This window comes from Deinococcus sp. AJ005, from assembly GCF_009017495.1.
Taxonomy (GTDB): domain Bacteria; phylum Deinococcota; class Deinococci; order Deinococcales; family Deinococcaceae; genus Deinococcus.
Genome location: NZ_CP044990.1, coordinates 556,659 through 582,646, shown reverse-complemented (window position 1 = coordinate 582,646; position 25,988 = coordinate 556,659). Strand labels below are relative to the sequence as shown.

The following is a 25,988-nucleotide window of genomic DNA, read 5'->3' as shown; positions in this document are numbered from 1 at the left end:
CCGAACCCCCAGCCTGAACTTCATGGCACGCCATCCCAAGCTGACGCCGCGTGATACGGACTCCGATTAAAAAGTGTTGTAAACACCTGTGATCCGAGCGGAGCGAGAAGGAGAAAAACGGAATCCGTATGAGATGCTGGCCGCCAGCCATGCACAGAATCCGTAGGGCTGGCGGCGGCCCGTCTTGGGCTACACAGCTCCGCAGACTTCGGCTTCGCCTTGCTGGGCGACCCTGTTTTCGGCGCGGAGCTGCCAGGGGGCTGGGCACACTCCCGCATTCCTCGGCAGGAAATGGGCCGTCAGGCCGTGCGACTACCAGAAGAGATTCTTCCGCAAGTGCCAGCTCTGTCGTCGGTGGATTTGCCATGCGAGCGGGTCAACGGCAGCAGTCTGGGCCGCGACTCATACAGATTCCGTTTGTTTCGTGTAGAGATCGGGAAAGCGTAGGTCTCCACACTCCACGCCCGGAACCCGTCCTTCTCCCTGTCGCGTCCGCTCGGATTTCCATCGTTTTGCAAACGATTCAATCGGAGTCCGTATCAGGTCAAGCAGGTGGGCGCGAACATCAAGATGTTCGCGCCCACCTGCAAAAGTTCAGACCGTTACTGTTTGGTCATGGCTACCGCTCTCTCCTCATCAGGCTTCAGCGTTTGAGCCAGGCGGTCCGCAGCCCGATATAGCTGGTGTTCGGGAAGTGCGCGTACCCCTGAACGGCCTTGCGCGCGGCCTCGTACTGGGTACTGGAGTAAAGGAACACCATCGGCGAGAGGTCCACCAGACGTTTTTGCACGTCCACGTACAGCTTCTTGCGGGCCGCCGGATCGGCCACCTGACGGCCCTGGTCCAGCCACTTGTCGATGGTGGCGTCCTTGAAGTTGGTCAGGTTGCCGCCACTGTCGGAGGCAAACGGCGTGTACAGGTAGTCGTCCGGGTCGCCCTGGCCGCTCTCGCCCAGGATCGTGGCGGTGTATTTCTTCGCCAGGATATCGGGCAGGAACACGCTCCATTCCAGTGCATTGATGTTGACCTTGATCCCGATGGGAGCGAGCTGGGCCTGGATGATTTCGGCGGGAACGCGCAGGAAGTCGTAGGTGCTGGTCACCTTGAGGTCCAGCGTGAAGCCGTTCGGGTAACCCGCCTCCTTGAGCAGGGCGCGGGCCTTATCGAGATTGGGTTTGCCGTAGCTGGCGTCTGGCGCGGCGTAGTAGCTGCCGTCCGGGAACACCGTGCCAGGCGAGGCGATTCCGCCCACGCCCAGCAGCGCCACGTCCACGATTTCCTGGTTGTTGATGGCGTAGGCGATGGCGCGGCGCACCTTGGGATTGTCCAGCGGTTTTTGCGCCACGTTGAAGAAGATTGCCCGGTAATTGGCGGCGGGGCCACCCAGCACATTCACGTTGGCATCTGATTTAAGCGTCTGGATCGAGGTGGACGGCACGTACTCGATCCAGTCCACGTTGCCGGTCCGCAGGGCGGTCACGCGCGCCGTGGCGTCGGGCAGGTACGAGTAGGTAATGCCATCGAGGTACGGCAGCTTGTTGCCCTTGGCGTCCTTGCCCCAGAAGTTGGGATTCTTCTTGAGCACCATGCGGGTCTGCGGCACGTATTCGACAAAAGAGAAGGGGCCGGTGCCGACAGGCTTAGTGTTGAGGGTGGCCGCCGCCTCTTTGGGCACGATCACGTTCAGCGAGAAGGCCAGCTTGCTCAGCAGCGGCGAGAACGGTTTGCTCAGGGTGATCACGGCGGTGGTCTTGTTCGGCGCGGTCACGCTCTTGATCAGCTCAAAGTCGCCGCTGCGCGGGGATTTGGTGGCGGGGTCCTTGATGCGGTTGATGGAATACACCACGTCACTGGCCTCAAAGGCCCGTCCGTTGTGGAACTTCACATCATTTCGCAGCGTGAAGGTCCAGGTCAGCCCGTCCTTGCTGGTGGTCCATTTGGTGGCCAGCGACGGCCCGATCTTGCCGCTGGGATCGAAGGCCACCAGGGTGTCGTAGACGTTTTCCAGTTGGTTGCGCGTGGACGTCGCCTGCGTGACATGAGGATCGAGGCCCACAGGATCGGCCTGCATCCCCGCGCGCAGGATGCCCCCGGCGGTCTGGGCCTGGGCGGTGGTGGCCGCGCCAGTGAGCAGGAGCAGGGTGCTGAGGCCGAGGGTGCGAACGGTGTGCTTATTGTTGAACATGGGTCCTCCTGTGGGGGACGTGCAGTGGATGTGAAGAGAGTTTAGCGGCCCAGCCGGGGATCAAGGGCGTCGCGCAGGGCGTCCCCCAGCAGGTTGAAGCCCAGCACCGTGACCATGATCGCCAGCCCCGGGGCCACCGAGATCCAGGCGTTGAGTTCCAGGAAAGGCCGTCCATCGGCGATCATCTGGCCCCAGGCGGGGGCGGGCGGCTGCGTGCCCAGGCCCAGAAAACTGAGGGCCGCCTCGCCGAGAATGGCGTAGGCCAGCCGCAGCGTGACCTCCACCAGAATCGGCCCCAGCGAGTTGGGCAGGACGTGTCGCCACAGCAGCCGGGTGTCGGACGCGCCCAGGGCGGTGCTGGCCTCCACGAACATGGTGTCGCGGCTGCGCAGAACTGCGGCCCGCACCACCCGCGCGAACGGCGCGGTGAAGGCCACCGCGATGGCCAGCGTCAGGTTCCAGAAGCCGCCGCCCAGGAAGGCCAGCAGGGCGATGGCCAGCAAAATGGCCGGGAATGCCAGCAGCACGTCGGTCAGACGCATGATCAGGGTGTCCACCCATTTCAGGTAAAAGCCCGCCAGTGCGCCCAGCAGCCCGCCGACGATCAGCGCGAACGACACGCTCAGCACACTGACCGACAGGCTGATGCGGCTGCCATAGATCACCCGCGACAGCAGGTCACGCCCGTACAGATCGGTCCCCAGCCAGTGCCGGGCCGATGGTCCCTGCATCCGGTCGGCGGGCAGGTATTTTACCGGGTCATACGGGGAAATCTGGGCGGCGAAGATGGCGCAGATGATCACCAGCAGCACCAGGGCCAGCCCCACCACACCGCTGGGCGTGCGGAAAAAGAGTTGCGCGGCGCGGCGGACGGGCGAACGCGGAACAGCGAATTCGGGCTGAGAGGCAGCGCTCACGAGTAGCGCACCCGGCTGTCGATCACGCCGTACAGCACGTCTACCACCACGTTGACCAGCACGTAGCTCACGGCGATCCACAGCACCGCGCCCTGCACCACCGGGTAGTCACGCAGGTTGATGCCCTCCAGCGCGAAGCGTCCGATTCCAGGGAGGCCAAACAGTTGCTCGATGATCACGGCCCCGCCCAGCAGGTTGCCCACCTGAAGGCCGATCACCGTAATCACCGGAATCAGGGCGTTGCGCAGCGCGTGGCGGATCACCACAGAGCCGCCACTGAGTCCCTTGGCGTGGGCGGTGCGGATGTAGTCCTGTGACAGCACGTCCAGCAAGCTGGCCCGCACGATCCGGGTGGTGGCGGCGGCCAGCCCGAAGCTCAGCGCCAGCGCGGGGAGAAAGAGGCTCTTGAGGTTGCCGATCAGTGACTCGCCGGGCGAAACGTAGCCGTTGGGCGGGAACCAGCCCAGGTTGAGACTGAACAGCAGGATCAGCAGGATCGCCAGCCAGAACTCCGGCGCGGCCAGGCCGACAAGGACAAAGGAGCTGGAGATCAGGTCGGCAGCCTTGCCCCGCTTGAGCGCGGCCAGGATGCCCAGCGGCAGGCCCACCAGCAGGGCGAACAGCAGGGCCATCGCTGAGAGCTGGAGCGTGACCGGGAAGCGCAGCAGCAAATCAGCGAAGACGGGGCGGTCTGTGCGGAGACTGACGCCAAAATCGCCACGCAGCAGCGCCCCGAACCAGCTCAGGAACTGGACCCAGATCGGTTGATCCAGGCCGAACAGGCGGCGCATCTCGGCCTGCTGCGCGGCGCTGACGTTGCCTTCCAGGCCGATCAGTTGCGTGACCACGTCGCCGGGGATCAGCCGCAGCAGGGTAAAGACCAGCACCCCGACACCGAAGGCAGCCAGCAGGGCCAGCAGCACGCGCCGGACCAGCCAGCCTCCGGTCAAGGTTTTTCCAGCAGCACGTAGCTGAGGGTCACGTCTTCCAGCACCTCGGCCTCATGAACTTCCCCCGCCGGGATCAGGGTCACGTCGCCGCCGCGCAGGGTATAGCTCTGGCCACCGCTGACCGCCCGCAGCACGCCGCTGTGAATAAACGAGATCTCGTCCTGCTCATGGCTGTTCGGGGGCAGCACCGTTCCTGCGGGAAAACTGAGCTGGCCGATGCGGGCAGACAGGGCGGCGAATTCTCCGACGTTGACACTCTCGCTCATGGTGAGCCGTTCCATGCGTCCTCCTTTGTTTGCGGCTTTCACTATGGCGCTTTGACGGCAGGACAGACAGCACTCAGGCAGGCAAGGTCAGGCAGGCAAAGTGAGACTGTCCAGATCGCGCGGGTAATCGGTCAGCAGCTCCATGCCCGTATCCGTGATCAGAATGGTGTCGGAGTGCCGGAAGCCACCCAGCCCCGGCACGTACAGCCCCGGCTCGACGCTCAGCACCAGACCCGGTTCCAGAGGGCGCATGTCGCCGATGTCCAGAAAAGGACTTTCGTGGATGCGCTGGCCCAGGCTGTGGCCGACGTGGTGCCGCCAGTGGTCCCAGAGACCCTCACGCTCGTAATACGCCCGCACCGCCATATCCACGTCCGCACAGGTTCGGCCAGGCCGCAACGCGTCGAAGGCGATGTCCTGCACGTTCAGCATGTGCTGAAAAAAGACCTTTTGCTGGGCGCTGGCCTCTCCGACGAACATGGTGCGCTCCAGCTCGCTGATGTAGCCCCAGACGGCGGCCCCGGCCCCGGTAACGAGGGTATCGCCGTGCTGGAACGTCGCCCCGGTGGTCATGGCGTGCGGCAGGGCGCTATGGACGCCGATCTGCCCCCGGTACAGTGCCACCGCGCCGCTCATCCAGCGATTCTGGCCCCGGTAGGTGTCGCCCAGCGCGGCGATCATGGCGGCGGTGGCCTCCTTTGTGGCGCGGGCCTCGACTTCGGTTTCGTTCTCGCCGACGCGGGTGTAATCCTGGAGCAGGTGATGGGCGTGTGCGCCCCAGCGGGCGCTTTCGCGGATCAGCTCCACCTCGGCGGGCGATTTGAGCGCCATCTGGTGGTCCAGGGCGCGCGACACCCGACTGACGGTGGCTCCTGGCAGCGCCTCGCTCAGCGCCGGGCCGTCGTAACCCATGACGGGCGGATAGCCGTCGTGATCAACGCCGATGGCAGCTTTATCCAGCCCCAGTTCGGTCAGCAGATCGGCCAGTTGCCGCAACGGATGACGCTGGCCGGGAAATTCCGGGTAATCGGCCACGCGCTCGGTCTCGCCCATCTGCTGGGCGTGTTCGCGTTCCAGGCGCGGAACGAACAGAATGCGCTCGCCCTCCCGCGTGATGATCAGGGCGACAGGCCGCTCAGTGGGGAAGAAAGCAAAACCACAGTAGTAGAAAATGAACTGATCGTCGAACAGCACCAGGGCGTCTTGCGGCGATTCAAGATGATCGAAAACGGTCTTTGCTCGCCCAGCACGTTCCTCGCGGCTGATCGGCTGGGCGGTCATGCGTTCACCGCCGACAGGTGACGGACCAAGAACTCGCGCACGGTCTGAAGGTAGAGGGGCTGTTCTTCCAACTGCGGCGAATGCCCGCTGTGATCGAAGACCACCAGTTCACCGTTTGGCAGGTGTGCGGCCAGTTCCTCGCTGGCCTCCAGCGGCGTGATCCAGTCGTGGCGGCCCACCGTCACCAGCACCGGCACCCCGATTTCTTTGAGTCTGTCCACCACGTCGTAATTCGGCTGGTTGCGCGAAAAGGCCCAGTTGTGTGTCTGGTAGCGAAAGGGAATTTTCGACAGGCGCTCGGCTTCTGCCGCAGGATCACGCTCCACGGTGTACAGCGGCTGAATCTGCGCGAAGCTGGCCCGGAAGTCGTCATCGTCGCGCATCTGGCCGGAAAACATCCGGTCTAACGAATCCTCGTCCATCGGAAACTCGCTGTCCATCGCCCGCTTCTTGCTGGTGTCCTGAAATCGGTTGCTGGCCGCCGTGTCGCGCAGAATCACGGCCTGGAGGTTCTGCGGGTGCGCCAGCGCGTACTCCAGCGCCAGGAAACCGCCGTAACTGCCGCCCAGCACGATGATTTTCCCCAAATCCAACTGAACGCGTAGCGCCTCCAGATCAGCCACGAACTGCGCGTGCGAGTACGGCTCGCCGCCCTGCGACTGGCCGTTGCCACGCTGATCATAGGAAATCAGGCGGAATTCGTCGGTCAGCGGCTGAAAGGCGGCCCAGTCCCCGTTGCGGCTGCTCATGCCCGGCCCACCGTGCAGGGTGACGATGGTGGCCTTCTGGTTTGCGCTGGCCCCGGAGTCGTCATAGACAAGCTTGACGCCATTCACTTCGATAGTTTGACTCACCGGCACCACGCCTCTTTCAGCACTCGCATCACGTTGCCGCCCACCGCCTTGGCAATGTCGCCGTCGCTGTAGTCGTGCTTGACCAGCCAGCGCACGATGTTGGGAAATGCCTCGGCGGGACTTTCGATACCGTCCACGTATTCGACTTCCTCGTATTGCAGGTGGCCGCGAGACGCGCCGATGGACAGTGCCTCCGACAGCGCGTGGTGCAGGCCCACGTGGTCGCCAAACAGCACATCCGGCCCAAACGCCACATGGTCGATGCCCACCAGATCCACGCAGTACTCGAAATGCTCCATGAACGATTCGAGGCTGTGGCGCGGGTGCTTCTCGGTCAGGGTGGTGTGCGGCGCGGCCTCGATACCGATCACGCCGCCCTTGTCGGCGCAGGCACGAATCACGTCGTCGGGCTTGAGGCGGTTGGAGTTCCACAGCGCCCTGGCTCCGGCGTGCGTGATGAAGATGGGCTTGTCGCTGACCTCAATGGTGTCCAGCGCAGTCTGATCGCCGCTGTGGCTCACGTCGATGGCGATGCCGAGCTGATTCATGCGCCGCACCGCCTGCCGCCCGAACACCGTCAGGCCGCCGTCGCGCGGTTCCTTAAGCCCTGCCCCCAGCGCGTTGCCCTCGCTGTATGCAATGCCCATGCAGCGCACGCCTAGCCCGTACAGGATGTCCAGTCGGTCCAGCTCGTTCTCGATCATCGCCGATCCTTCCAGCGAAACGATGAAGGCGATCTGGCCGTTCTTCTTAGCGCTCACGATGTCTTCGGTGGTCTTGCAATGCACCACCATCTCCTGGTGGGCGATGTCGGACAGCCGCATCCCCAGATCAAAGATGGTGTCGTCCCACTTCCAGCCGCCGCGCGAGGTGATCATGGCCGTGCCGTTCATCAGGTTGTCGAACACGGCGTCGAGTCCGGAGACGCTCAGGCCCTCGTAGCCGGTGAAGTCCCGGCCCCAGCGGCGAAACTCCAGAAACCGCGACAGGTCCTGCGGGGCCACAAAGCAGTGATCGTGCAGCGAGATCATCAGCTCTTCCTGAAACAGCCGCCGCACCCGCGCTTCCTGCTCTGGCGTGACTTCGGGCGCGCGGCTGGGCACGCGGTTCAACTCCGGCGTCAGCGGCCAATCGGGGTAATCCTTGCCCGCCTCCAGGTACGAAAAGGATTTGTAGCCGCTGTAGTTCTTCTGTTGCATGGGAGCCTGTGTGGTCTGGACATCTTTGAGATCGGTCATGTTGACTCCTGACTGTGAAAGCAAGAGAGAAACGTGCTTGCGCGGTGACTTACTTCTCCACGGTGTCGAGCTTCTCGGACCCCGTCGGACTGGGGATCCAGCCCTTGACGCCGACGCCGCTGGCGACGAGCAGGCGCGAATGGACGATGGGAATGCGCACGGCTTCCCTGAACATGATCTCGTCCACCTTCTGGTACAGGGGCAGGCGCTGGGCGGGATTGGACAGCTTGCGCGCACTTTCCAGCGCGGTGTTGGCTTCCGGGCTGTTCCAGGTGATGTCGGTGGTGGACCCGGGCGCGATCAGGTAGGTGTAGGCGCTGTCGGGATCGGTGACGTACACGAAGCCGAGCATAAACGCCTGGAATTTGCCGTCCTGGCGGTCTTGCAGGTACTTGGCCCAGTCCTCGGTCTTGAGGTTGACCTTGATGCCGATGGCGCTCAGGTCGGCGGCCATTGCCTCGGCGATCGGCTTGGGCGTGGGGTAGTACGGACGGCTGACGGGCATGTACCACAGGTCCAGCGCGAAACCGTTCGGGTAACCCGCGTCGGCCAGCATCTTCTTGGCGGCTGCTGGGTCAAATTTGTAGTCGGTCACGCTCTTGGCATAGTTCTTGGCGAGTGGCGGCGGCAACAGGTGGCCGTCGGTGATGCCCAGACCGGTCCAGAAGGTCTCCACGATGGCTTTCTTGTTCAGGGCGCTGGCGATGGCGGTTCGGACGCGCACGTCGGCCAGCGGCTTGTAACTGGTGTTCAGGCCCAGGTAACCCAGATTCAGGGCCGGGCGCAGCACCGCGTTCAGCTTGACGTTGCTCTGGATCGCCTTGAGCTGATCGGGCAGCAGTTCGGCGGCAATGTCCACCCCACCGGTCAACAGCTCGTTGAGACGGCTGCTGGGATCCTTGACGAAGCGGAAGAGCAGCGCCTCGGACTTCGGCAAACCGGCGCGGAAGTAGTTGGGGTTGCGAACGAGATCGACGTTGACGCCGCTGGTCCACTTCTTCAACATGAAGGGGCCAGTACCCACAGCGATGCCCGCAGGTGTGCCGTACTGCGCTGGATTCTTCTTGATGGCTGTGGGAGAAGCGATGCCAAACAGCCCGGAATCCGCCAGGATCGAACCCAGCGCGGGATACGGCTTGTCCAGAATGATGTCGATGGCGTACTGATTGCGAACCTTGATGTCCTTGACCAGAGAGCCGTCCTCGCCCTTGAAGCCGCCCAGATTGTTCTTCCAGCCCAGGAACGGCTTTTTTGCACCGAATTCGTTGCTGGGGTCCCACCAGCGCATGAAGTTGAAACGCACGGCCTCAGCATTCAGCGGTGTACCATCATGAAATTTGACGTTCTGACGCAGGTAAAAGGTCCAGGTCAGGCTGTCGCTGCTGACCGTCCAGCGCAGCGCCAGATCCGGTTGCAGGTCCACGGTGCCGGGCTTGAAGCTGATCAGGCTGTTGTAGATCTGGGTGGTCACGTAGGCGGTGTTGCCGTCGGCGGTCACGCTGGGATCGAGGCTGATGGGTTCACCGCTCAGCCCGAACACGATAGTTTTTGCGGACGCGCCACCGGCCATCAGGAGTCCTGCCAGAAGCCATTTGCGTGTATTCGTCTTATTCATGTTCTTCTCCTTGTGGGGCCGCTGGCCCCCGCGTGAATTCGTCCAGAAAAGTGACCATCGAACGCTCGAACTCCAGGATGCCCGCCACCGTGCAGTACTCGTTGCTGGAGTGCTGCCGCGAGCCGTGGCCCAGCCCACCCGTGACATACGGCAGGCCCAGCAGGCGCTCGAAGACGTAATACGGCGCGCTGCCGGGATTGATCGGCCACAGTTCCAGTTCGCCGTGCAACCCCTGGTAGGTGCGGATCATGGCCTGCACGGCGGGTTCATCCAGGCTGAGTTTGGACCAGGGATACTTGTTGTAGACCTTGATCTCGATGTCAGTGAAACCTCCTTTGTCCAGGTGGGCGCGCAGTCCGGCCAGCACCCTGTCGGGGTCCATGTCCGGCACCATCCGCACGTCCACCTTGGCCGTCGCCTGATGCGGCAGCACGGTCTTGGTTTCCGGCCCGGTGTACCCCGCGAACAAACCGTCGATGTTGAGCTGCGGCTGCGAGAACAGGCGGTGCCAGGCCCGGCGGTCATCGCTGTCCTTGAGCTGCCGCACGGCGTAGGCCTCGCGGAACGCCCCGGCGTCAAAGCGGCCAGCGTCGATCTGCTCGTCAAGCAGAGCTGCCTCTCTTGCCGGGAGTGGGCGGACGTCGTCGAAAAACCCGTCCACCAGAATGTTCTCGTCGTCGTCCACAAAACTGGCGAGGGCACGGGTCAGCCGCCACACCGGGCTTTTGACCCAGGCGTTGTAGCTGCCGTGAATGCCGCGATCGGTAGGGCCGCCCCACTCGCCGCCGGTGCAGATCAGCTCGACGTACAGCATGCCCTTGGTTCCCAGCACCAGACTGGGCATCCCGGCCTCGTCCTGCTCGAAGAAGGGAAATAGTACGGCGTCGGCACGCTTGAGCTTTTCCGCGTACTCCTGGGCGAAGGCGGGAAACGAGCGGCTGCCCATCTCCTCCTCGCCCTCGATGGCGAACAGCAGGTTGACAGGCAGTTTTCCCTCGACACGTCTGATGGACTGCATGGCAGTAAAGAAGGCGGCCAGCGGCCCCTTGGTGTTGACCGCGCCCCGGCAGATCACGCTCGGCCCCAGCCCCGGCAGGTCGTGGATCTCGGCCCCGAACGGCTCGGCCATCCAGCCGTCCTCGTCGGTGGGCATCACGTCGTACATGCCATAAATCAACAGCGTTTTGGGAGCGTCCTGCCACAACTCCCCGTACACGATGGGGTGTCCCGGCATCTGCACTACCCCGGCCTCGCCGCCCAGCCCGGCGATCAAGTCGGCCACCGCCTGCGCGGTCTCGGCGATGCCCTCACCGGTATAACTGATGCTGGGCTGCCGCAGAAACTGGCGGATATTTTCCAGGTCCTCGTCGAAATGCTGTTTCAAATCGTCGTGAATGGCTTCAACGTTCATCTTCCTCCTCACAGGGCTTTGGGATCGGTGGCGTCGCGCAGGCCGTCGCCCAGCAGGTTGAAGGCGACGACGGTGATCAGGATCAGGGCACCGGGATAGACCGCCAGCCACGGCGACGAGTACATGTAGTTCTGTGCGCCGGTCAGCATGTTTCCCCAACTGGCGTCCGGCGGCTGAATGCCCACACCCAGAAAGGACAGCGCCGATTCGGTCAGGATGGCGAACGAGATGCCGATGGTGGCGTTGACGATCATGGTGGGGTACACCTGCGGCAGCACATGCCGCCACAGCACCCGCAGTTCGGACGCGCCCAGCGCGCGGGCGGCCTCCACGCTCAGTTCCTCGCGCTCGCGCAGCACCTCGCCGCGTACCAGCCGCGCCAGGCCCATCCACGAGGTCAGCCCTATCACCAGCACCAGTTGGGTCAGCCCCGCGCCGAAAAAGGTCAACGCCAGCAGGCTGATGAAAAAGCCCGGAATCGCCAGCATCCCGTCGGTAAAGCGCATCAGCACCGAGTCGGTGACGCCCCGAAAGAACCCGGACAGGCCGCCGATCAGCACGCCGAAGACCAGCGAGACGGCCACCGCGAAAAAGCCCACCGCCAGCGACACGCGCCCGCCCAGCATCAGGCGGATCAGCACGTCGCGCCCGTTTTCGTCGGCTCCCAGCGGATGCGCCCAGCTTGGCCCGGCGAACTGCTGGGAAAAGTCGATGGTTTCCGGCGAGACGCGGTACACCAGCGGCCCCAGCAGCGCGAAGGCCACGATCAGCAGCAGCGCGGCCAGGGACCACACGGCGGACGGATTGCGCCGCAGTTTCTGGGCGCTGCGGCGCACGGGCGAAAGGGCCACGGATTGCGGTGCGGGTTGCTGCACAGTCTGCTGCACCGCTAAGCCTCCGCCCGCACACGCGGATCGAGCCAGGGGTACAGCAGATCGATCAGCAGGTTGAAGGCCACCACCGCCAGCGCCACGAACAGCGTGATGCCCATGATGAGCGGGTAATCGCGGCCCAGCGCGGCCTCCACGCTCAGGCGGCCCATGCCCGGCCAGCCGAAAATAGTCTCGGTAATGGCCGCGCCCCCGATCAGGCGCGGCAGTTGCAGGCCCACCGCCGTCAGGATCGGGATGGCGGCGTTCCGCAGGATGTGACGGTAACGCAGCGCCAAGTCGCCCACCCCCTTGGCACGGGCCGTTCGCACATAGTCCAGCGTGCTGACCGTACGCGTGCTGGAGCGGGTGTAGCGCATGATCTCGGCGATGCTGGCCGCCGACAGCACCACGGCAGGCAGGATCAGGTGCCGCAGCAGATCGGGCAGGCTGCCCTCCAGACCGGCTGTGTTCATGCCGCCCGCAGGCAGAATGCGCCAGGTCACGGCAAACAGGATGATCAGCAGCAGCCCGAACCAGAACACCGGCACAGCCACAAAGACCAGACTGACCGTGCTCGTGATCCGGTCAAAGGCAGTGCCAGGCCGCAGCCCGCTTGCCAGGCCCAGTGGCAGCGCCACCGCCAGCGTCAGCAGCAGCGAGGTTCCCGCCAGAATCAGCGTGTTGGGCAGCCGGGTCATGATGATCTGCACCGTGGGAGCGCCGTACAGAAAGCTGTTGCCCAGGTTGCCACGCGCCGTCTGACCCGCCCACTTGGCAAACTGGACGGGAAGCGGATCGCTGAGACCCAGCCGCTCCTCGATGGCCTGACGCTCCACGGCGGACAGTTTGGGATCTGCCAGCAACGATGGCCCACCGGGAGCCAGCCGCACCACAAAGAAGGTGATGATGCCGACCATGACCAGCACGATCAGGGCGTGGAACACCCGTTTGAGCAGGTATGAAAGCGTCATCTTTCCTCCTTGTGCAAGACGTCAAGTCTCCCGCCTGAAATCAAGGCTCTCCCCTACTTCAACTGGAAATCCTCGCTGTGGCGCAGCGCGTCGCGGATGCCCAGGTCTGGCACGCCGCTCAGGTTCTTGCGGATGGCCTGCAACTCCTTGGGGTAGTACAGCACCAGCACGGGCGGATTGGTCATCTCCAGGCGCTGGAACTCGTTGTAGATCTTCTGTCGCTGCGCCACGTCCGCCGTCTCGCGCCCGCGCTTGAGCAGTTCATCGGCTTTGGGGTTAGAGAAAAAGGCGTTGTTGTTGTCCTGGCCGGTGGCGTAGAAGGAATACTGGTCCGGATCGGGCGGCGTGGTCCACCAGATCAGGTTGGCGTCGTATTTGCCCGGCAACAGGTAGTCGCGCACCAGCGTGGCAAATTCAAGCGGCTGGAGCGTCACGTCCATGCCGATCTTCTTCAGGTCCTGCTGCACCGCCAGCGCCGCCTGCTCGCGGCTGGGGTTGCCCCGATCCACGATCAGGGTGAACTTGAACGGCTCGCCCTTGGCGTTGACCAGTTGCCCCTTGGCGTCTGGCTTCCAGCCCGCCTGGGCCAGCAGCGCCTTGGCGCGCGCCGGATCGTATTGGACCGGCTTGATGGACTTGTCGTAATACTTTTTCAGCGCAGTGGGCAGGGTGCCGGTGGGGTAGTCGGCGTACCCCTTGAGGACACCGTCGATGATGGCCTTGCGGTTAACCGCGTACTGCATGGACTCGCGGACCTTGGCCGGGGCAAACAGCGGATTTTTCTGGTTGAAGAACACCAGGAAGTGCTGCACCGCGTTGGCCTGCTTCAACGTGATGTTGGGATCGTTTTGCAGGCTGGCCAGGTTATTCGGCTCGACGTTCACCCAGTCGAGTTCGCCAGATCGGAGTTGGGCCACCTGCGCATTAATATCTGGGACAACTTTGAAGACCATGCCCGCTAGCTTGGGCTTGGTGCCGTAATAGTCCTTGTTGACTTCCAGCGTGATGCTGGCGCCGGGGACCACCCGCGTCACCTTGAACGGCCCGGTGCCGATGGGCGTCGAGCGGTTGAAGGCAGTGGCGTCGTTCAGCGGTTTGCCTTCCAGTAGGTGTTTGGGCAGGATACCCGCGTTGTGGCCCAGCAGTGTCAGAAACGGCGCGAAGGGACGCGACAGCGTGAACCGGACGGTGGTGGGATTGACCGCCACCACGTCCTTGATCGACGAGAAGTCGGACACCAGCCGGGATCCGGACTTGGGATCGGTGGCCGCCTTGAACGTGAACACCACGTCATCGGCGGTGAAGGGCTTGCCGTCGTGCCACTTCACGTCATTGCGCAGAATGAAGGTGTAGACCAGTCCAGCGTTGGTGATGGTCCACGATTTGGCAAGGTCAGGCTCGGGCAGCAGGTCCTCGTTGGGCCGCACCAACCCGGGGAAGATGACCTTGTTGATCAACACCGATCCCAGATCAGGAGCGATCACCGGATTCATGATCGGGTCGTTGATCAGGGGCAGTTTCAGGATGCCGCTCTGGGCCTGGGCCGTGCCGAGCGTGAGAGTGAGACCGAGCGTGAGAAGGCCGACGCTGAACAGGCGCTTGGGCATGGGGTTCTCCTTTCCGTACCGGTGAGGGGCGAGGAGGAACTTGCTCTTCGGCTGTGCGGGGGTGTGGCTCTTTAGCTCGGGACTGGTACAGCCAGCGCGCGCTCCACCGAGGTGTGCGCTTCACGCAACGCCGCCATTACCCGGTTCTGTCCACGCATCAGGTGGGTGCGGTAAAAGCCGATGCGTTCCGGGGAGGCGTGAGGTAAATCCTCGGCCACGGCCAGATCGGGCAGCGGCGGAATCGACTCGGCGGGGTCATGGAAAAACGCGGCCTCGCGCGTGAAATTCACCCGCACGAGTTGGCGGGCCAGGCAGATCTGTGCGTCGTTGACTGCGCGCGTTCCGGGCGAGGTGAGCGGCTGATCTTTCAGGCTGGCGGCTAGCGCGCCGAGGTACTGCACGGCGGAACGCAGGCGGGCGATTTCCGCGCGCAACGGCTCAAAGCTGAAGTGGTCACCCGCCGCCGCCTGGTAGCGCTCGACGGTGGCGCTGAAATCATCCAGCGTGAGCGTGAAATCGAAGGGGATTACTGTGCTGTTCGCCGTTCGCATGGCAGCCAGCAGATAGATTTTGATGTCCTTGAGCAGGATGTCGCAGTCTGCGATTTCCAGCAGATCATCTTCTGTGTGCCAAGCGATGTTGCCGCCGCAGCCCCCCACGGCGTAGTAGTCCTTCTCGGCGCGCAGGTCGTCGGGCATGGTGGACAGCAGCATGAAATACCCGCTGAGACCGATGTTGTTGAACGAGTAGTCCCCGGCCTGGTGGGGCCGCTCGGCGCGCAGTTCCTTGCCGGTCACGTCGCGGATCAGTTCGGCGGCGAAGCGCTCGGTTTCAGGCATCAGGCTCACGTCCTGATATTCGGTGGCCCAGCGGCAGCCGGGGGAATCGCAGTTGATCTGCGCGATGCAGTTCTCGTCGAGTTCCAGCCCGAAGGCGTCGGAATACCAGGTGCTGCCCGCGTAGCGTCCGGTGGAATGCCCCGGCCACCACGCGATCTTGACGCTGCGCCGCAGTTTGTCGCGGTGGGTCCACAGCACCCGCGCGATTTCCAGCAGCGTGGCGTCGCCCACCGCGTTGTCGCCGATGCCGTAGTCCCAGGAATCATAGTGGCCGTGGAGCAGCACGAACTTGTCGGGTTCTTCCGTGCCGGGGATGGTCACGACGGGCACCGGGGACTCGAACCAGCCCTCGTTGAGATCGGTCTTCAGGGTCGCCTCGCCGCCAGCGCGCGCCCACTCGATCAGGCGCTGGCCGTCCTCAGCGTTCACGTTGACCACCGCCACGCCCGGCTTGCGCGGCAGGTCGTACAGGTCCGGGCTGCCCCAGATGGTGGTGCAGACGCCCCAGTGGGCGCGCTTGCCAGGGTTGATGGCGATAATGCCCAGCGCGCCGCGCCGTTCCAGATCACTCACCTTGCCGGGCATGCCGAAGCCCTCGCTGACCACGATCTTGCCCCGCACGTCCAGCTCGTCCACCGGGGCCTGGCGCGAGAACAACTCGTCGGCGTCCAGCGCGTAGCCGCTAGGTTGATACACCAGCGGCGCACTCAGGCCCTGCGGAAAGATGGCACTCATCGCCATCGCCTTGGCAAACAGCGTTATGTCGCCGATGGTGACGCTGGCCGAGCGTGGAATGCTCAGGAACAGTTCGGGGCGGTGAATGTCCACCGGAACGCCGTGCTGGCCCAGGCGTTCAGCGATCAGCGACGCGGCCTGCTTCACGTCTTCGGGATCTTCTCGCTTGAGGGTGGTGAACCGTTCGATCAGTTCCCACGGAGTGTCGAGGTTGACGGCGTCCAGGATGGCCTGCTCTGCGGAGCTGATCATGGTTCCCCCTCAATCGGTTCACTGTATGAATCAGCGATTCACTAAATGATCCGGTTAAGCCGCTAGTCTGTGGGAAGCGCATGAAAAAGTCAAGCGAAGTCATCCAGGCAACCCCATCCCAGACAGCCGAGCCGGAATACGGCATTACCGCTCTTGAATCCGCCCTCCAGGTGCTGGAGGCCGTGGGCGAGCATCCTGGTCTGAAAGCCCGGCAACTGGCCGAACTGACTGGTTTGACCAAGAGCAAGGTCTTCCGCATCATTCGGACCCTTGAACACCTGGGCTACGTGGATCTGGACGCGGATCACGCCAGTGTCCTGGGACGCAGCGCGTATCTGCTGGGCAAGCGCGCCGAACAGCAGTGGTCCCTGTCGCGGGCGGCCACACCTGTTCTGGACGAGTTGGCGGCCCTGACCCTGGAGAATGTTCATCTGGTCGTTCGGGAAGGGCTACACTCGCTGGTTCTGGACGTCCGCATCTCTCCCCAGCCCATCCGCATGTATGCCCAGGTGGGCCGCATCGGGCCGCTGCATGCAGGCGGCACGCCCAAAGTTCTGCTGGCCTACGCGCCTGAAGACGTGGTTCACAAGGTCCTGCACTCCAGTCTGGACCAGTTCACCGGCACCACAGTCAGCAACGCCGATGATCTGGAGGACATTCTCCAGCGGATTCGGACCGACGGCTACCATCTCGCCCTCGCCGACCTCGAAGAGGACACCTTCTCAATCGCCGCGCCCGTCTTCGACCATCAGGGCCAAGTGATTGCGGCGCTGAGCGTCGCCGGCCCCCTGATGCGGCTGGACTCCACAAAGCGCCGTGACTTTATTCATCTGGTGGTGAACGCTGCGCGTCAGTTGTCCCGCGCTCTGGGATACCGCAGCGAACTGTCGCCGCTGGGCCGGGCGGCCGACTGAACTTGAAAGCGGAAAAGACGCAGAGCCTTATTCTCTCTTCAGGAGTTCGATCCTGTCTGTCTCCAGCACAGAAAAAAGAGGCACCCGCCAGCAACGGCAGGGGCCTCTTTCGGGGGGCTTTGCTCTCAGCCTCTACTTCGGCAGCACGCCCGGAAATTCGGGCTTCTCGCGCAGCGGCACCAGTTGCACCAGACTGATCGGGAAGGTGATGTCCTGTTCCGCGCGGGTCAAGGTCACGGCGGGAGCAGGGGCCAGAACCAGTCGGGCCGCCGTACCGGGCAGTCCGGCCAGCGCCGAGAGCGGCACAAAGGGAACGTTGTTAAAGACCCGCACGGCCACGGACAGCAGGGTGCCGTCCACCAGCAGGTTGGCGGTGCGTGGCGTCACGCTGCCCACGCTCAGGCCCAGCGCCCCGGCACTGGCGGCCAGCGGCAGGTAGACCTGACCGCCATCGGCACGGGCCACACCGGCAGCGACGAGGGCCTGCTGCTGCGGCGTCAGCACCGGCACGGGCTGGGCTGGAGCGGGGGCAGGCGCGGCTGGGGGGGTGGGGGACGGCACCTGCGCGGTGGGAGCGGGGGCGGGCAGCGGCGTGGCCGTGGGTGTGGTGGCGGTGGGTGCGGCAGCCACAGGCGCAAGCGGCGTCAGGGCAGTCAGTGCGGCGCTGGCAGCCCCCTTGCGGGCCTGGCCAGCAGCAGCCTGTTCCCCGGCGCTGGGCGCGCGGCCCACGGCGCTAGGCAGGGCGTGGAAGGTGGTCCACGGCCCCACCGCCAGCGGACGCAGGCCCCGCACGGCGTTCAGGCCGCCGCCCTCGGTGACGAAGTACAGCGTTCCCGCGTCGCTGACGGTCACGCCTAGGTCCATCTTCTTGCCCGTCCGCAGCTGCCACAGCGCCTGCCCTCCGGCGCTGATGGCGTGAATGGTGCCGCTCAAGTCCGGCACCACCACTGTGCCGTCGCTGAGTTCGGCGGCGGGGGCCGCCACAGGCGAACCGGTGGCGTAGATCCAGGCGTCCTGACCGTCGGTTCCCACCGCGTAGACCTTGCCGTCGTAACTGCCCACCACCACCAGCCCGCTGCTGGTCACGATGGGGCTGGCATTCACGAACAGGCCGGTCTGGCGGGTCCAGCGCAGCCCCCCTGCCGGGTCCAGCGCATACAGCTTGCGGTCACTGGAGCCGAAATAGATGTTGCCCGCCGCGTCGATGGCCGGGCTGCTGAACACCAGCGATCCGGCCCGAAAACTCCATTTCAGTTTGCCCTCCGGGGTCAGCGCCAGAAGCTGGCTGCCCTGGGTGCCCAGATAAATGGTCCCATCGGCGGCGATGGCCGGGCTACTGAACACGGGCGCACCGGCCTTGAAGGTCCACAGGGTCTTGCCCTCCGCACTCAGGGCATGGACCGTGCCGCCCGCCGTGGCCGCGATCACACTCCCATCGGCACGCAGCGCAGGCGTGGCAAAGATGTCGCCGTCCAGCCGCAGTTTCCACAGCAGTTTGCCTGCCGGGTCCAGCGCATACAGAGAATCGTCGTAACTGGCCGCGATCACGTTTCCCTGCGGGGTAATGACCGGGTAGGCGCGGCCCAGATCACCCGCCGCGTAATTCCACAGCTCTGTGCCCCCGGCGTCGGTGCGGTGGATGCGCGCATCACTGCCGATAAAGACCAGATCACCGTTTGGGGCCACCGACACCCCCGAGATCACCCGCAATTCTCTGGTCCAGTCAACTTTGGGAGGCTTGAACTGCGGCACGGAGAGGGTGGGTGTGGGCGTGGCCTGTGTGGTTGAAGTCGGGGCTGAAGTCTGTGCCTGGGCAGGATAAAGCACGGCGGCAGCGCACAGCACGGCCAGCAGGCGGGCGCTCAGGACGGCAGATTTCCGGGCAGGGTGGTCAAGAAAGTTCCTCATCTAAAGGTAAGCTCCTTTACATTGCCTTTACGCAATGGTGAATAGGTGGGGAGGGGCGTGGACGCCTGCCAGGGTACGGCCTAAGATGATTGACGTTATGAAGAAAATTCTCATGCTGACCGCGTTCGCGTTGACTGGCCTAGCCGCCGCGCAGGACACCACCCCCGCCCCCGCAACCATGGAAACCATGCCGATGATGGGACCAGCTTCCATGAGCGCGTCCGAGAACTACGCCAAGGCGCAGGAATTCGCCGTGCAGGCCGACGTTGCCTACCCGGTTTCGTTCTATGACCGTACGCTCTGGAAGGCCGCCGTGGACCACTCGTACTACGCCGCCAGTATGGAAGCCACCAACCGCGACTACAACGCGTACCTCGCGCAGCTCTACACCAAGACTCAGTGGTGGATCAACGCCTACAACGCCTGGGACCGCCTGGGCGACCTGAACGACACCGAAAAGCAGTGGGCGTCCCTGAGCGCCGCCAAGCTGGCCTATCTGGCCCTGCAGCGCGGCGACACCGACATGACCCGCATGTACGTGGAAAAAGGCATGGCCTGGGCCGACAGCGCCAGCCTCCAGTCCATCATGAAGCGTCTGCCTTAATTTTAAAGGCAATGAGACTGACTCCGGGTTCGCCTAGAGTCAGTTTTTTAGTGTCCTGCTGCTGAATTACATGACAAATTCTCTCCTATCCTGTCACCATGAATCGCCGCGTCGTTCGTCTGTTCTCGGTGGGGGCGCTCCTGACCGGTCTGCTGGGCGCCTGCGTGCCTGCCCCACTCCGCGCACAGCCCAATGCCCAGGTGCAGGTTCAAACCGCCCTGACCCCCGCGCCTGTGCAGACCGTGACTGGCGAGGGCGGCCTGTACCGCTTCCCCGGTCCATCGGCTCTGCAACTTCGCACGGACCGGCCCGCCTTCGTCACGGCGGTGGTGGTGCCGCAGTCCGGCGGCGCACAGGTCTTTCCGGTGGGCGCGGTAGAGGCGAATACGCCCATTCTGGTTACACTGCCGGGCACGCGCGGCTTCACACAGGTGTTTACCGTGACCAGTCTGGCCCCGCTTGATCTGGGCGCGGCGGCGGGCGCGCGTTCCGTGGACGAGGTGGCCCGCGTGGTGGGGCAGGTGGCAGCCCCCATGCCCACCGGAAGTTACACGGTGGCCACCACGGTCTACCGTGTGGTCAACTTTGGCAGCGTGGCGGTCAGCGCCTCTCCGTCCGGCTCGGAGGTACGGGTGGATGGCCGCCGGGTGGGCAACACACCCCTGACCCTGCGCGACGTGCCCGAGGGCCGCGTCACGGTGGAGGTGTCGCGGGGCGGCTACGACAGCGTGTCGCAGAGCGTGACCGTCCGGCCAGACGCCACCACGCAGGTGAGCGCCAGCCTGAACCGCGAAACGGGCGGCTTGCGGGTGGACAGCGACGTTCCTGCCAGTGTGCTGATTGAGGGGCAGGGCGCAGGCAACACACCTCTGCGCGTCCGCGTGCGCCCCGGCGTGATCAATGTCAACGTGGTGCCGCTGGACCCCACCGCCCGCACCGAAACCCTGCTGGTGCGCGTCAACGCCTACGAGGACACCAATATCGTCTGCCGCGCCGCACCGGAATTTACCTGTAGCGTCCGCTGAGCCAGGGAAAATCAGACTGGCGCGGAGACGCAAGTGCCCTGCGCCTTTGCCACGTCAGCCTGTGAGGTGGGAAACATTCCAGACGCACCACGCCCTTCCCATGCAAGCACTTTGAACGCTTTCAGGCCCGCTGACGTAAGCCTACTGGTCCGGCATCACCTCGCAACGGCCCACAAGGAGCTTCCATGACCCACAGCAACAAGTCTTCCGATCCTTCCTCCCCAGCCACCACGGCGCTGGTCATCGGCGCGGGGCAGGCGGGCGGACCGCTGGCCGGGGCACTGGCCAAGGCGGGCTGGCAGGTCACGCTGATCGAGCGCGAACATGTGGGCGGCACCTGCGTCAACGAGGGCTGCACGCCCACCAAGGCCATGATCGCCAGCGCCCGCGCCGCGCATGTGGCCCGCACCTCCGGGGCGCTGGGCGTGAGTGCCAACAACGTGCGGGTGGACCTGAACGGGATCGTGGACCGCGTGCAGGGCATCGTCAAGGACTTCCGCGAGGGCAGCCGCGCAGGCGTGCTGAAGGCGGGCGTGAAGCTGCTGGACGGTCAGGCGCGGTTCACGGGCGTGCGGCAGGTGGAGGTCACGCTGAACGGCGGCGGCACGCGGGAGCTGAACGCCGACTACGTGTTCATCAACGCCGGGGCCAGTCCGCGCTGGCCGGAGCTGCCAGGGGTGCGGAATGTGGGCGCGATGACCTCCCGCGACATCCTGCTGCTGCGCGAGTTGCCCGCGCACCTGCTGATCCTGGGCGGCGGCTACATCAGCCTGGAATTCGCGCAACTGTACGCCCGCCTGGGCAGCCGCGTGACCGTGGTAGAAACCGGCGAGCGCCTGATGCCCCGCGAGGACGAGGATGTGGCCGCCGCGCTGCAAAAGGTGCTGGAGGACGAGGGCGTGACCTTCCTGCTGGGCGCGGAGGCCATTCAAACCCGGCGTGAGGGCGACGATATCAAGCTGGAGATTCGTCAGGGCAGCGAGGCACAGACGCTGAGCGGCTCACATTTGCTGGTGGCGGTGGGGCGCACCCCCAACACCGACGGGCTGAACGTGGAGGCGACGGGCGCGCGGCTGGGAAAACACGGCGAGATCGTGGTGGATCAGCACCTGCGGGCCGCCGAGAACGTGTATGCATTGGGCGACATCAAGGGCGGGCCCGCCTTCACCCACATCTCCTACGACGATTACCGCATCGTGCGCGACGCCCTGCTTCACGGCAAGGGGCGCGAGATCAGCGAGCGGCCCGTGCCGTACACGCTGTTCACCGATCCGCAACTGGGGCGTGTGGGGCTGGACCTTCAGGGCGCGCGGACACTGGGCCGCCCCACCCGCATTTACACCCTGCCCATGTCCAGCGTGGCCCGCGCCATCGAGACCGGCGAGACGGCGGGCCTGATGCGCTGCGTGGTGGACGAGGCCACCGATCTGCTGCTGGGGGCCACCGTGCTGGGTTCCGAGGGCGGCGAGGTCATGGGCGCCCTGCAACTGGCCATGATGGGCGGCCTGAGTAGCGCGGACCTCCGCAACGCCACGCTGGCCCACCCGACGCTGTGCGAGTCGATCAACAACCTGTTCATGGGCGAGCCGGAAATGCTCTCGGGTACAGCAAAAACGGATTGAGAGCAGGAGCTACTGGGCCGCCGCCCACGCCTCGTAGCCTCCGGCCAGTTCGGACACGCTAAAGCCCTCGGCGCGCAGCAGGCTGGCGGCGGCGGCGCTGCGCGCTCCACTCTGGCAGTGGACGACGATCTCGCGGTCACGCGGCAACTCAGCCAGAGCAACGGGCAGGCGGCCCGCGTGGAGCTGGCGGCTGCCGGGAATGGCCCCCTGCGCGTGTTCATTCCTGCTGCGGACATCCAGAATCAGGGCGTCGGCGTGCTGGGGCAGTTCGGCGGCGGGGAAGGGCTGGGCCGGTTCGGCAGGCAGACCGTCGGCAGCCCCAAGAAAGCCGGTCACCCGGTCCACACCCACCATCCACAGGCGGCGGCGCAGCGCCTCGGTGCGTTCGGCGGGGGCCAGCAGCACGTACTCGCGCTCCGGGTCCAGCAGCCAGCCCGCCCAGGTTTCCAGGGTGTTGCCCTCCGGCAGATGAATGCTGTTCGTGGGCGCGGCCCGCTGGTACTCGGCACGTGGGCGGGTGTCGATCAGGCGTGCGCCACCTTTGAGCTGTGAACGAACTTCGGTCACGCTCAGCTCTGGCAGAGGCTCCACCATCCCTAACACTGCCGGACCGCCTTTGTTCTGCCGCTTCATGCGGGCGTAGTACGCGGGTGCGTCAGGCTGGCCGCTCAGCAGTTCATCGGTAAAAGCCTGCTCGTCGCCGCCCTGGACGAGGGGGGACCACCACGCCAGCGCCCGCTCGTACCCCACCGTGGTCCCCGGAACCGCGCCCAGCGCCTTGCCACACGCGCTGCCAGAGCTGTGCGCGGGCCACACCTGAACGTGGTCCGGCAGGCTCAGAAACACATCCCGCAGCGAGGCGAACATCTGCCGCGCGCCCTCAAACCGGGTGTCGGTGCCGCCCGCCGCCTCGTCCAGCAGATCGGGGCGGCCCACGTCACCCACGAAAACAAAATCGCCGCTCAGCAGCATGACGGGCAAGTCGCCGCGCGGCAGGTCCGTGACTACGAACGAGAGGCTTTCGGGGGTGTGGCCGGGTGTGTGCCGGACCTCGATTTTAATGTTGCCGATCTTGAACACGTCGCCGTGGTCCAGGGGATGGTGGTCAAATCCGTACTGCCAGTCGGCCCCGCCTTCCGCCGAGAGCAGCAGCCGTGCGCCCGTCGCAGCGGTCAGTTCGCGGCTCCCGCTCAGGTAATCAGCGTGGATGTGTGTTTCGGTGACGTGGGTGATGCTCAGGCGCTGCGCCCTGGCCTCGTCCAGATAAATCTGGATGTCGCGTACCGGATTGATGACCAGACATTCGCCGGTTTTCTGGCAGCCCAGCAGGTAGGACGCCTGCGCCAGATCGGTGTCGTAGAAGCGCTTGAAGTACATGACGGACCTCCCTTAGAGACTTGACGCTATACCCATGGGGGGTATAAAGTCAAGCGATTCAAAGGAGTTCCATGACCCGGTCCACCGCAAAAATCCAGCCCGTCATCACTGAACCCAGCCTCCCCACAGTCGCCGTGACCGAGACGGACCACAAAATTCTCAAGAGGCTGCGCCGCATCGAGGGCCAGGTACGCGGCCTGCAACGCATGATCGAGGAAGGACGCGACTGCCACGACATCCTGACCCAGATTTCAGGCGTCCGTAGCGCTCTGGACGCAGCGGGCGAGCAGATGCTCGAACAGTACGCGCTGGGTTGCCGCGCCCACCCCGGCGAGACGGTGACGCCGCAGGACGTGGTGCGGGCCGTGAAACTGCTGCGCGGTTAGTCTTCTGGCGGCTGATCCGGTTACGGCTGCCCTTGCCTACGGCTGCTCCGCCCCGCCCGCCGCCACCCGCTCGGCGCGCACCTTATAGACCTCGCGCATGTGGTCCAGTTCGCCCATGCACGGCTGCTGGGTGTCCAGGGGCAGGGCGCTGGCCCGCTCGTCCAGATTAACGCACCAGCGCGCGGCAAACATACGCTTGACGGCGTTGATCCCGGCGTCGTAGCCCTCGCCGCCGTTCTGGAAAAAGGACACCACCGCAAAGGTGGGATCATTCACCGGGCCGTAACCCTCGTACCATGCGTGGGTGTAGGCGTAGCCCTTATCGGGGCGGGCGCTGATGCCGTTCTCGGCGGTGCCGGTCTTGCCCGCCGTGACCACGGGAAAGAGGTTGGCCCCCAGCTTGGTGCTGGCCGTGCCGCCCCGGATGCCCACGGTCCAGTCCATGCCCTCCTTGACAAACCTGAACACATCCCTGTTGCCGTTTCGGATCACGCTGTCAGGCGCGGGACGCACGGGGGCCTTGCCGCCTTCCGCCTGAATCACCGTCAGCGGGCGTTCCTGGCCCTCGTTGATGACGGTGGACAGCACCTTGATCAGTTGCGCGGGCGTGACCAGCACGTCGCCCTGGCCGATACTCATGTTCAGGCCCGAGCCGGGATACCACGGGTGCTGGGGGGTGTTGTAATCGTCGATATCGGTGAGCGTGCCCGTCTTCTCGCCCACGATTTCCAGACCCGTGGGGCGGTTGTAGCCCAGTTCGGTCAGGCGGGACTTGAGCTGGCGCGAGTACACCCCCGGCGTGGCGCGCACCGCCGAGTCGTAGTACCACGGGTTGCACGAGAAGGCAATCGCCTTACGCCCGTCCACCACGCCCAGATTGGTGTGGGACCAGTTGTTGAAGCGCGCCCGCCCGAAGTAATACGTGGGCGCGCAGGACAGCGAGAAATTGCCCCAGCGCTCCACGTACATGAGCGTGGTGGCAATCTTGAAGACGCTGCCGGGGTTGTACGCCTGCACGGCGCGGTTGCTGGTTACGGCGTCCAGCGCGGCGTCCGGGCGGTTGGGGTCAATCGCCCAGTTCTTGGCTGCCGGGTCCGGGCTGGGCACCCGTGAGAACCAGTTGGGATCGTAGGACGGGCTGGAGGCCATCGCCAGCACCTGATTGGTGCGCGGGTCGATGGCGATGACCGCCCCGCGCGTAAAGGGTTCGGGGGGCTTGCCGTACTTCTTGCGGCCCGCGTTCACGTCGGCCAGCCCCGCGCGCAGGGCGTCCTCGGCAGCGCGTTGCAGACGGGAGTCGATGGTCAGCACGACGTCCTGGCCGCGCTGGCCCGGATCGATTACACGCTCGGTCAGGGGGCGGCCCGTCGCCGTGACCTCGCGCCGCAGCACGCCGTTCTTGCCCTCCAGCGTCTTTTGCAGACTGTATTCCAGGCCGGAACGCCCCACCAGATCGCCCACGGTGTAGCCGTCCTCCTTCACCTGACGGTCATTGGCCTCCTGCACATAACCCAGCAGGTGCGCGGCCATCTTGCCCTCGGGGTAGATGCGCTCGACGCGCTCACGCAGTTCCAGGCTGGGGATCAGGACGGTGTACTCGTACAGGGCGGCCAGTCGGTCCTGCGACACGTTGCGGGCCAGGACAGTCTCGGTTTCCTTCCTGAAATCCGGTTCGCGGGGATTACCGTCCTTGAGGGCGTCGGGCTTGATTCCGGCCAGATAGACGATCTTGTCCCAGGCGGGGATGGCCTCGCCGCGCGCAGCCGCCTTGCGCCCGGTGTAGACCAGATCGACGGCCAGGCGGTTGGTGGCCAGCAGCACGCCGTCGCGGGTACGGATCTCGCCACGCAGGGCACGGATGACCTCGTCGCGCTGGAAGTTGCTGGCCGACTGCACCGCGTACTGGCTGTGCTGCGTGACCTGCAAGGTATAGAGCCGCGCGCCCAACCCCAGCAGCCCCACGCTGAAGGCCAGGGCCACCCAGCCCACCCGTCCGGCTCCGTTGCCGATGGCCTCAGACTTGCTGCCGCCAGATTTGTCGGCCTTCGGTGCGGCCCGCTTGCGCTCACGCTTTAATCGCTCGTGCTGCCGGTCAGGACGGTGCAGGGGATTCTCGGCGCGGCTCATAGGGACGCTGCCGCCGCCAAGCGGTCTCGCCT

At 64.8% G+C, this 25,988-nt stretch carries 21 protein-coding genes; 5 read left to right on the top strand and 16 right to left on the bottom strand.

The genetic code is table 11. The features are described from left to right. Window positions 1-643 precede the first annotated feature (643 nt). From DAAJ005_RS04815 to DAAJ005_RS04755, 13 genes are all read right to left on the bottom strand, one after another. Window positions 644-2,185, bottom strand: coding sequence for an ABC transporter substrate-binding protein (locus DAAJ005_RS04815; RefSeq protein WP_151846123.1), 1,542 nt, complete (start codon window positions 2,183-2,185; stop codon window positions 644-646). 41 nt (window positions 2,186-2,226) lie between these two features. Further along, entirely contained in the window at window positions 2,227-3,102 is an 876-nt protein-coding gene (locus DAAJ005_RS04810; RefSeq protein ID WP_151846122.1) for an ABC transporter permease, read from the bottom strand. Continuing rightward, on the bottom strand, window positions 3,099-4,052 hold the full coding sequence (locus tag DAAJ005_RS04805; protein ID WP_151846121.1) for an ABC transporter permease: 954 nt from the start codon (window positions 4,050-4,052) through the stop codon (window positions 3,099-3,101). Before DAAJ005_RS04805 ends, DAAJ005_RS04810 begins: the two co-directional genes overlap by 4 nt. Continuing rightward, complete coding sequence (locus DAAJ005_RS04800) at window positions 4,049-4,333, bottom strand: cupin domain-containing protein (protein WP_151846120.1); 285 nt, start codon at window positions 4,331-4,333, stop codon at window positions 4,049-4,051. The genes DAAJ005_RS04805 and DAAJ005_RS04800 overlap by 4 nt, the downstream gene beginning before the upstream one ends. Window positions 4,334-4,405: 72 nt before the next feature. Continuing rightward, window positions 4,406-5,599 (bottom strand): Xaa-Pro peptidase family protein, encoded by a 1,194-nt coding sequence (locus tag DAAJ005_RS04795; RefSeq protein ID WP_151846119.1) that lies wholly within the window; start codon window positions 5,597-5,599, stop codon window positions 4,406-4,408. After that, window positions 5,596-6,435, bottom strand: coding sequence for an alpha/beta fold hydrolase (locus DAAJ005_RS04790; RefSeq protein WP_226342575.1), 840 nt, complete (start codon window positions 6,433-6,435; stop codon window positions 5,596-5,598). Before DAAJ005_RS04790 ends, DAAJ005_RS04795 begins: the two co-directional genes overlap by 4 nt. A 14-nt stretch (window positions 6,436-6,449) precedes the next feature. Then, window positions 6,450-7,691 (bottom strand): dipeptidase, encoded by a 1,242-nt coding sequence (locus tag DAAJ005_RS04785; protein WP_151846117.1) that lies wholly within the window; start codon window positions 7,689-7,691, stop codon window positions 6,450-6,452. Window positions 7,692-7,740: 49 nt separating this feature from the next. Beyond that, the gene (locus tag DAAJ005_RS04780; RefSeq protein WP_192930868.1) at window positions 7,741-9,306 is read right to left on the bottom strand and encodes an ABC transporter substrate-binding protein; all 1,566 of its coding nucleotides are present in this window, start codon (window positions 9,304-9,306) and stop codon (window positions 7,741-7,743) included. Then, the gene (locus DAAJ005_RS04775) at window positions 9,299-10,717 is read right to left on the bottom strand and encodes a M20/M25/M40 family metallo-hydrolase (protein ID WP_151846116.1); all 1,419 of its coding nucleotides are present in this window, start codon (window positions 10,715-10,717) and stop codon (window positions 9,299-9,301) included. Before DAAJ005_RS04775 ends, DAAJ005_RS04780 begins: the two co-directional genes overlap by 8 nt. An 8-nt stretch (window positions 10,718-10,725) precedes the next feature. Next, window positions 10,726-11,604 carry an ABC transporter permease gene (locus DAAJ005_RS04770; protein WP_226342574.1) on the bottom strand — a complete coding sequence of 293 codons (879 nt, stop codon included), beginning with the start codon at window positions 11,602-11,604 and terminating at the stop codon, window positions 10,726-10,728. Window positions 11,605-11,606: 2 nt separating this feature from the next. Then, window positions 11,607-12,560 carry an ABC transporter permease gene (locus DAAJ005_RS04765; RefSeq protein ID WP_151846115.1) on the bottom strand — a complete coding sequence of 318 codons (954 nt, stop codon included), beginning with the start codon at window positions 12,558-12,560 and terminating at the stop codon, window positions 11,607-11,609. 53 nt (window positions 12,561-12,613) lie between these two features. After that, window positions 12,614-14,167 carry an ABC transporter substrate-binding protein gene (locus DAAJ005_RS04760; RefSeq protein WP_151846114.1) on the bottom strand — a complete coding sequence of 518 codons (1,554 nt, stop codon included), beginning with the start codon at window positions 14,165-14,167 and terminating at the stop codon, window positions 12,614-12,616. A gap of 71 nt (window positions 14,168-14,238) precedes the next feature. Next, window positions 14,239-15,993: a M28 family peptidase gene (locus DAAJ005_RS04755; protein WP_151846113.1), complete on the bottom strand. Its 1,755-nt coding sequence runs from the start codon at window positions 15,991-15,993 to the stop codon at window positions 14,239-14,241. A gap of 80 nt (window positions 15,994-16,073) precedes the next feature. Here DAAJ005_RS04755 and DAAJ005_RS04750 point away from each other — a divergent pair, with 80 nt between their 5' ends. Continuing rightward, window positions 16,074-16,907, top strand: coding sequence for an IclR family transcriptional regulator (locus DAAJ005_RS04750; protein ID WP_151846112.1), 834 nt, complete (start codon window positions 16,074-16,076; stop codon window positions 16,905-16,907). Window positions 16,908-17,039: 132 nt separating this feature from the next. Here the strand turns inward: DAAJ005_RS04750 and DAAJ005_RS04745 are convergent, their stop codons facing one another. Beyond that, the gene (locus DAAJ005_RS04745) at window positions 17,040-18,815 is read right to left on the bottom strand and encodes a PQQ-binding-like beta-propeller repeat protein (RefSeq protein WP_151846111.1); all 1,776 of its coding nucleotides are present in this window, start codon (window positions 18,813-18,815) and stop codon (window positions 17,040-17,042) included. Between the two features lie 97 nt (window positions 18,816-18,912). On the opposite strand from DAAJ005_RS04745, the gene DAAJ005_RS04740 reads away from it, so the two are divergent. From DAAJ005_RS04740 to DAAJ005_RS04730, 3 genes are all read left to right on the top strand, one after another. Beyond that, entirely contained in the window at window positions 18,913-19,419 is a 507-nt protein-coding gene (locus DAAJ005_RS04740) for a hypothetical protein (protein WP_226342573.1), read from the top strand. Between the two features lie 98 nt (window positions 19,420-19,517). Beyond that, window positions 19,518-20,444: a PEGA domain-containing protein gene (locus tag DAAJ005_RS04735; RefSeq protein WP_151846110.1), complete on the top strand. Its 927-nt coding sequence runs from the start codon at window positions 19,518-19,520 to the stop codon at window positions 20,442-20,444. A 185-nt stretch (window positions 20,445-20,629) separates the two neighbouring features. Further along, complete coding sequence (locus tag DAAJ005_RS04730) at window positions 20,630-22,066, top strand: mercuric reductase (RefSeq protein WP_151846109.1); 1,437 nt, start codon at window positions 20,630-20,632, stop codon at window positions 22,064-22,066. Between the two features lie 9 nt (window positions 22,067-22,075). Here DAAJ005_RS04730 and DAAJ005_RS04725 read toward each other — a convergent pair whose 3' ends face one another. Next, window positions 22,076-23,443, bottom strand: coding sequence for a rhodanese-like domain-containing protein (locus DAAJ005_RS04725; protein WP_151846108.1), 1,368 nt, complete (start codon window positions 23,441-23,443; stop codon window positions 22,076-22,078). 71 nt (window positions 23,444-23,514) lie between these two features. Between DAAJ005_RS04725 and DAAJ005_RS04720 the strand changes: the two genes are divergently transcribed. Further along, window positions 23,515-23,829, top strand: a complete 315-nt coding sequence (locus DAAJ005_RS04720) for a metal-sensitive transcriptional regulator (RefSeq protein WP_151846107.1) — start codon at window positions 23,515-23,517, stop codon at window positions 23,827-23,829. Window positions 23,830-23,865: 36 nt separating this feature from the next. Here DAAJ005_RS04720 and DAAJ005_RS04715 read toward each other — a convergent pair whose 3' ends face one another. Beyond that, the gene (locus DAAJ005_RS04715) at window positions 23,866-25,956 is read right to left on the bottom strand and encodes a penicillin-binding protein 2 (protein WP_151846106.1); all 2,091 of its coding nucleotides are present in this window, start codon (window positions 25,954-25,956) and stop codon (window positions 23,866-23,868) included. Window positions 25,957-25,988: the final 32 nt, after the last annotated feature.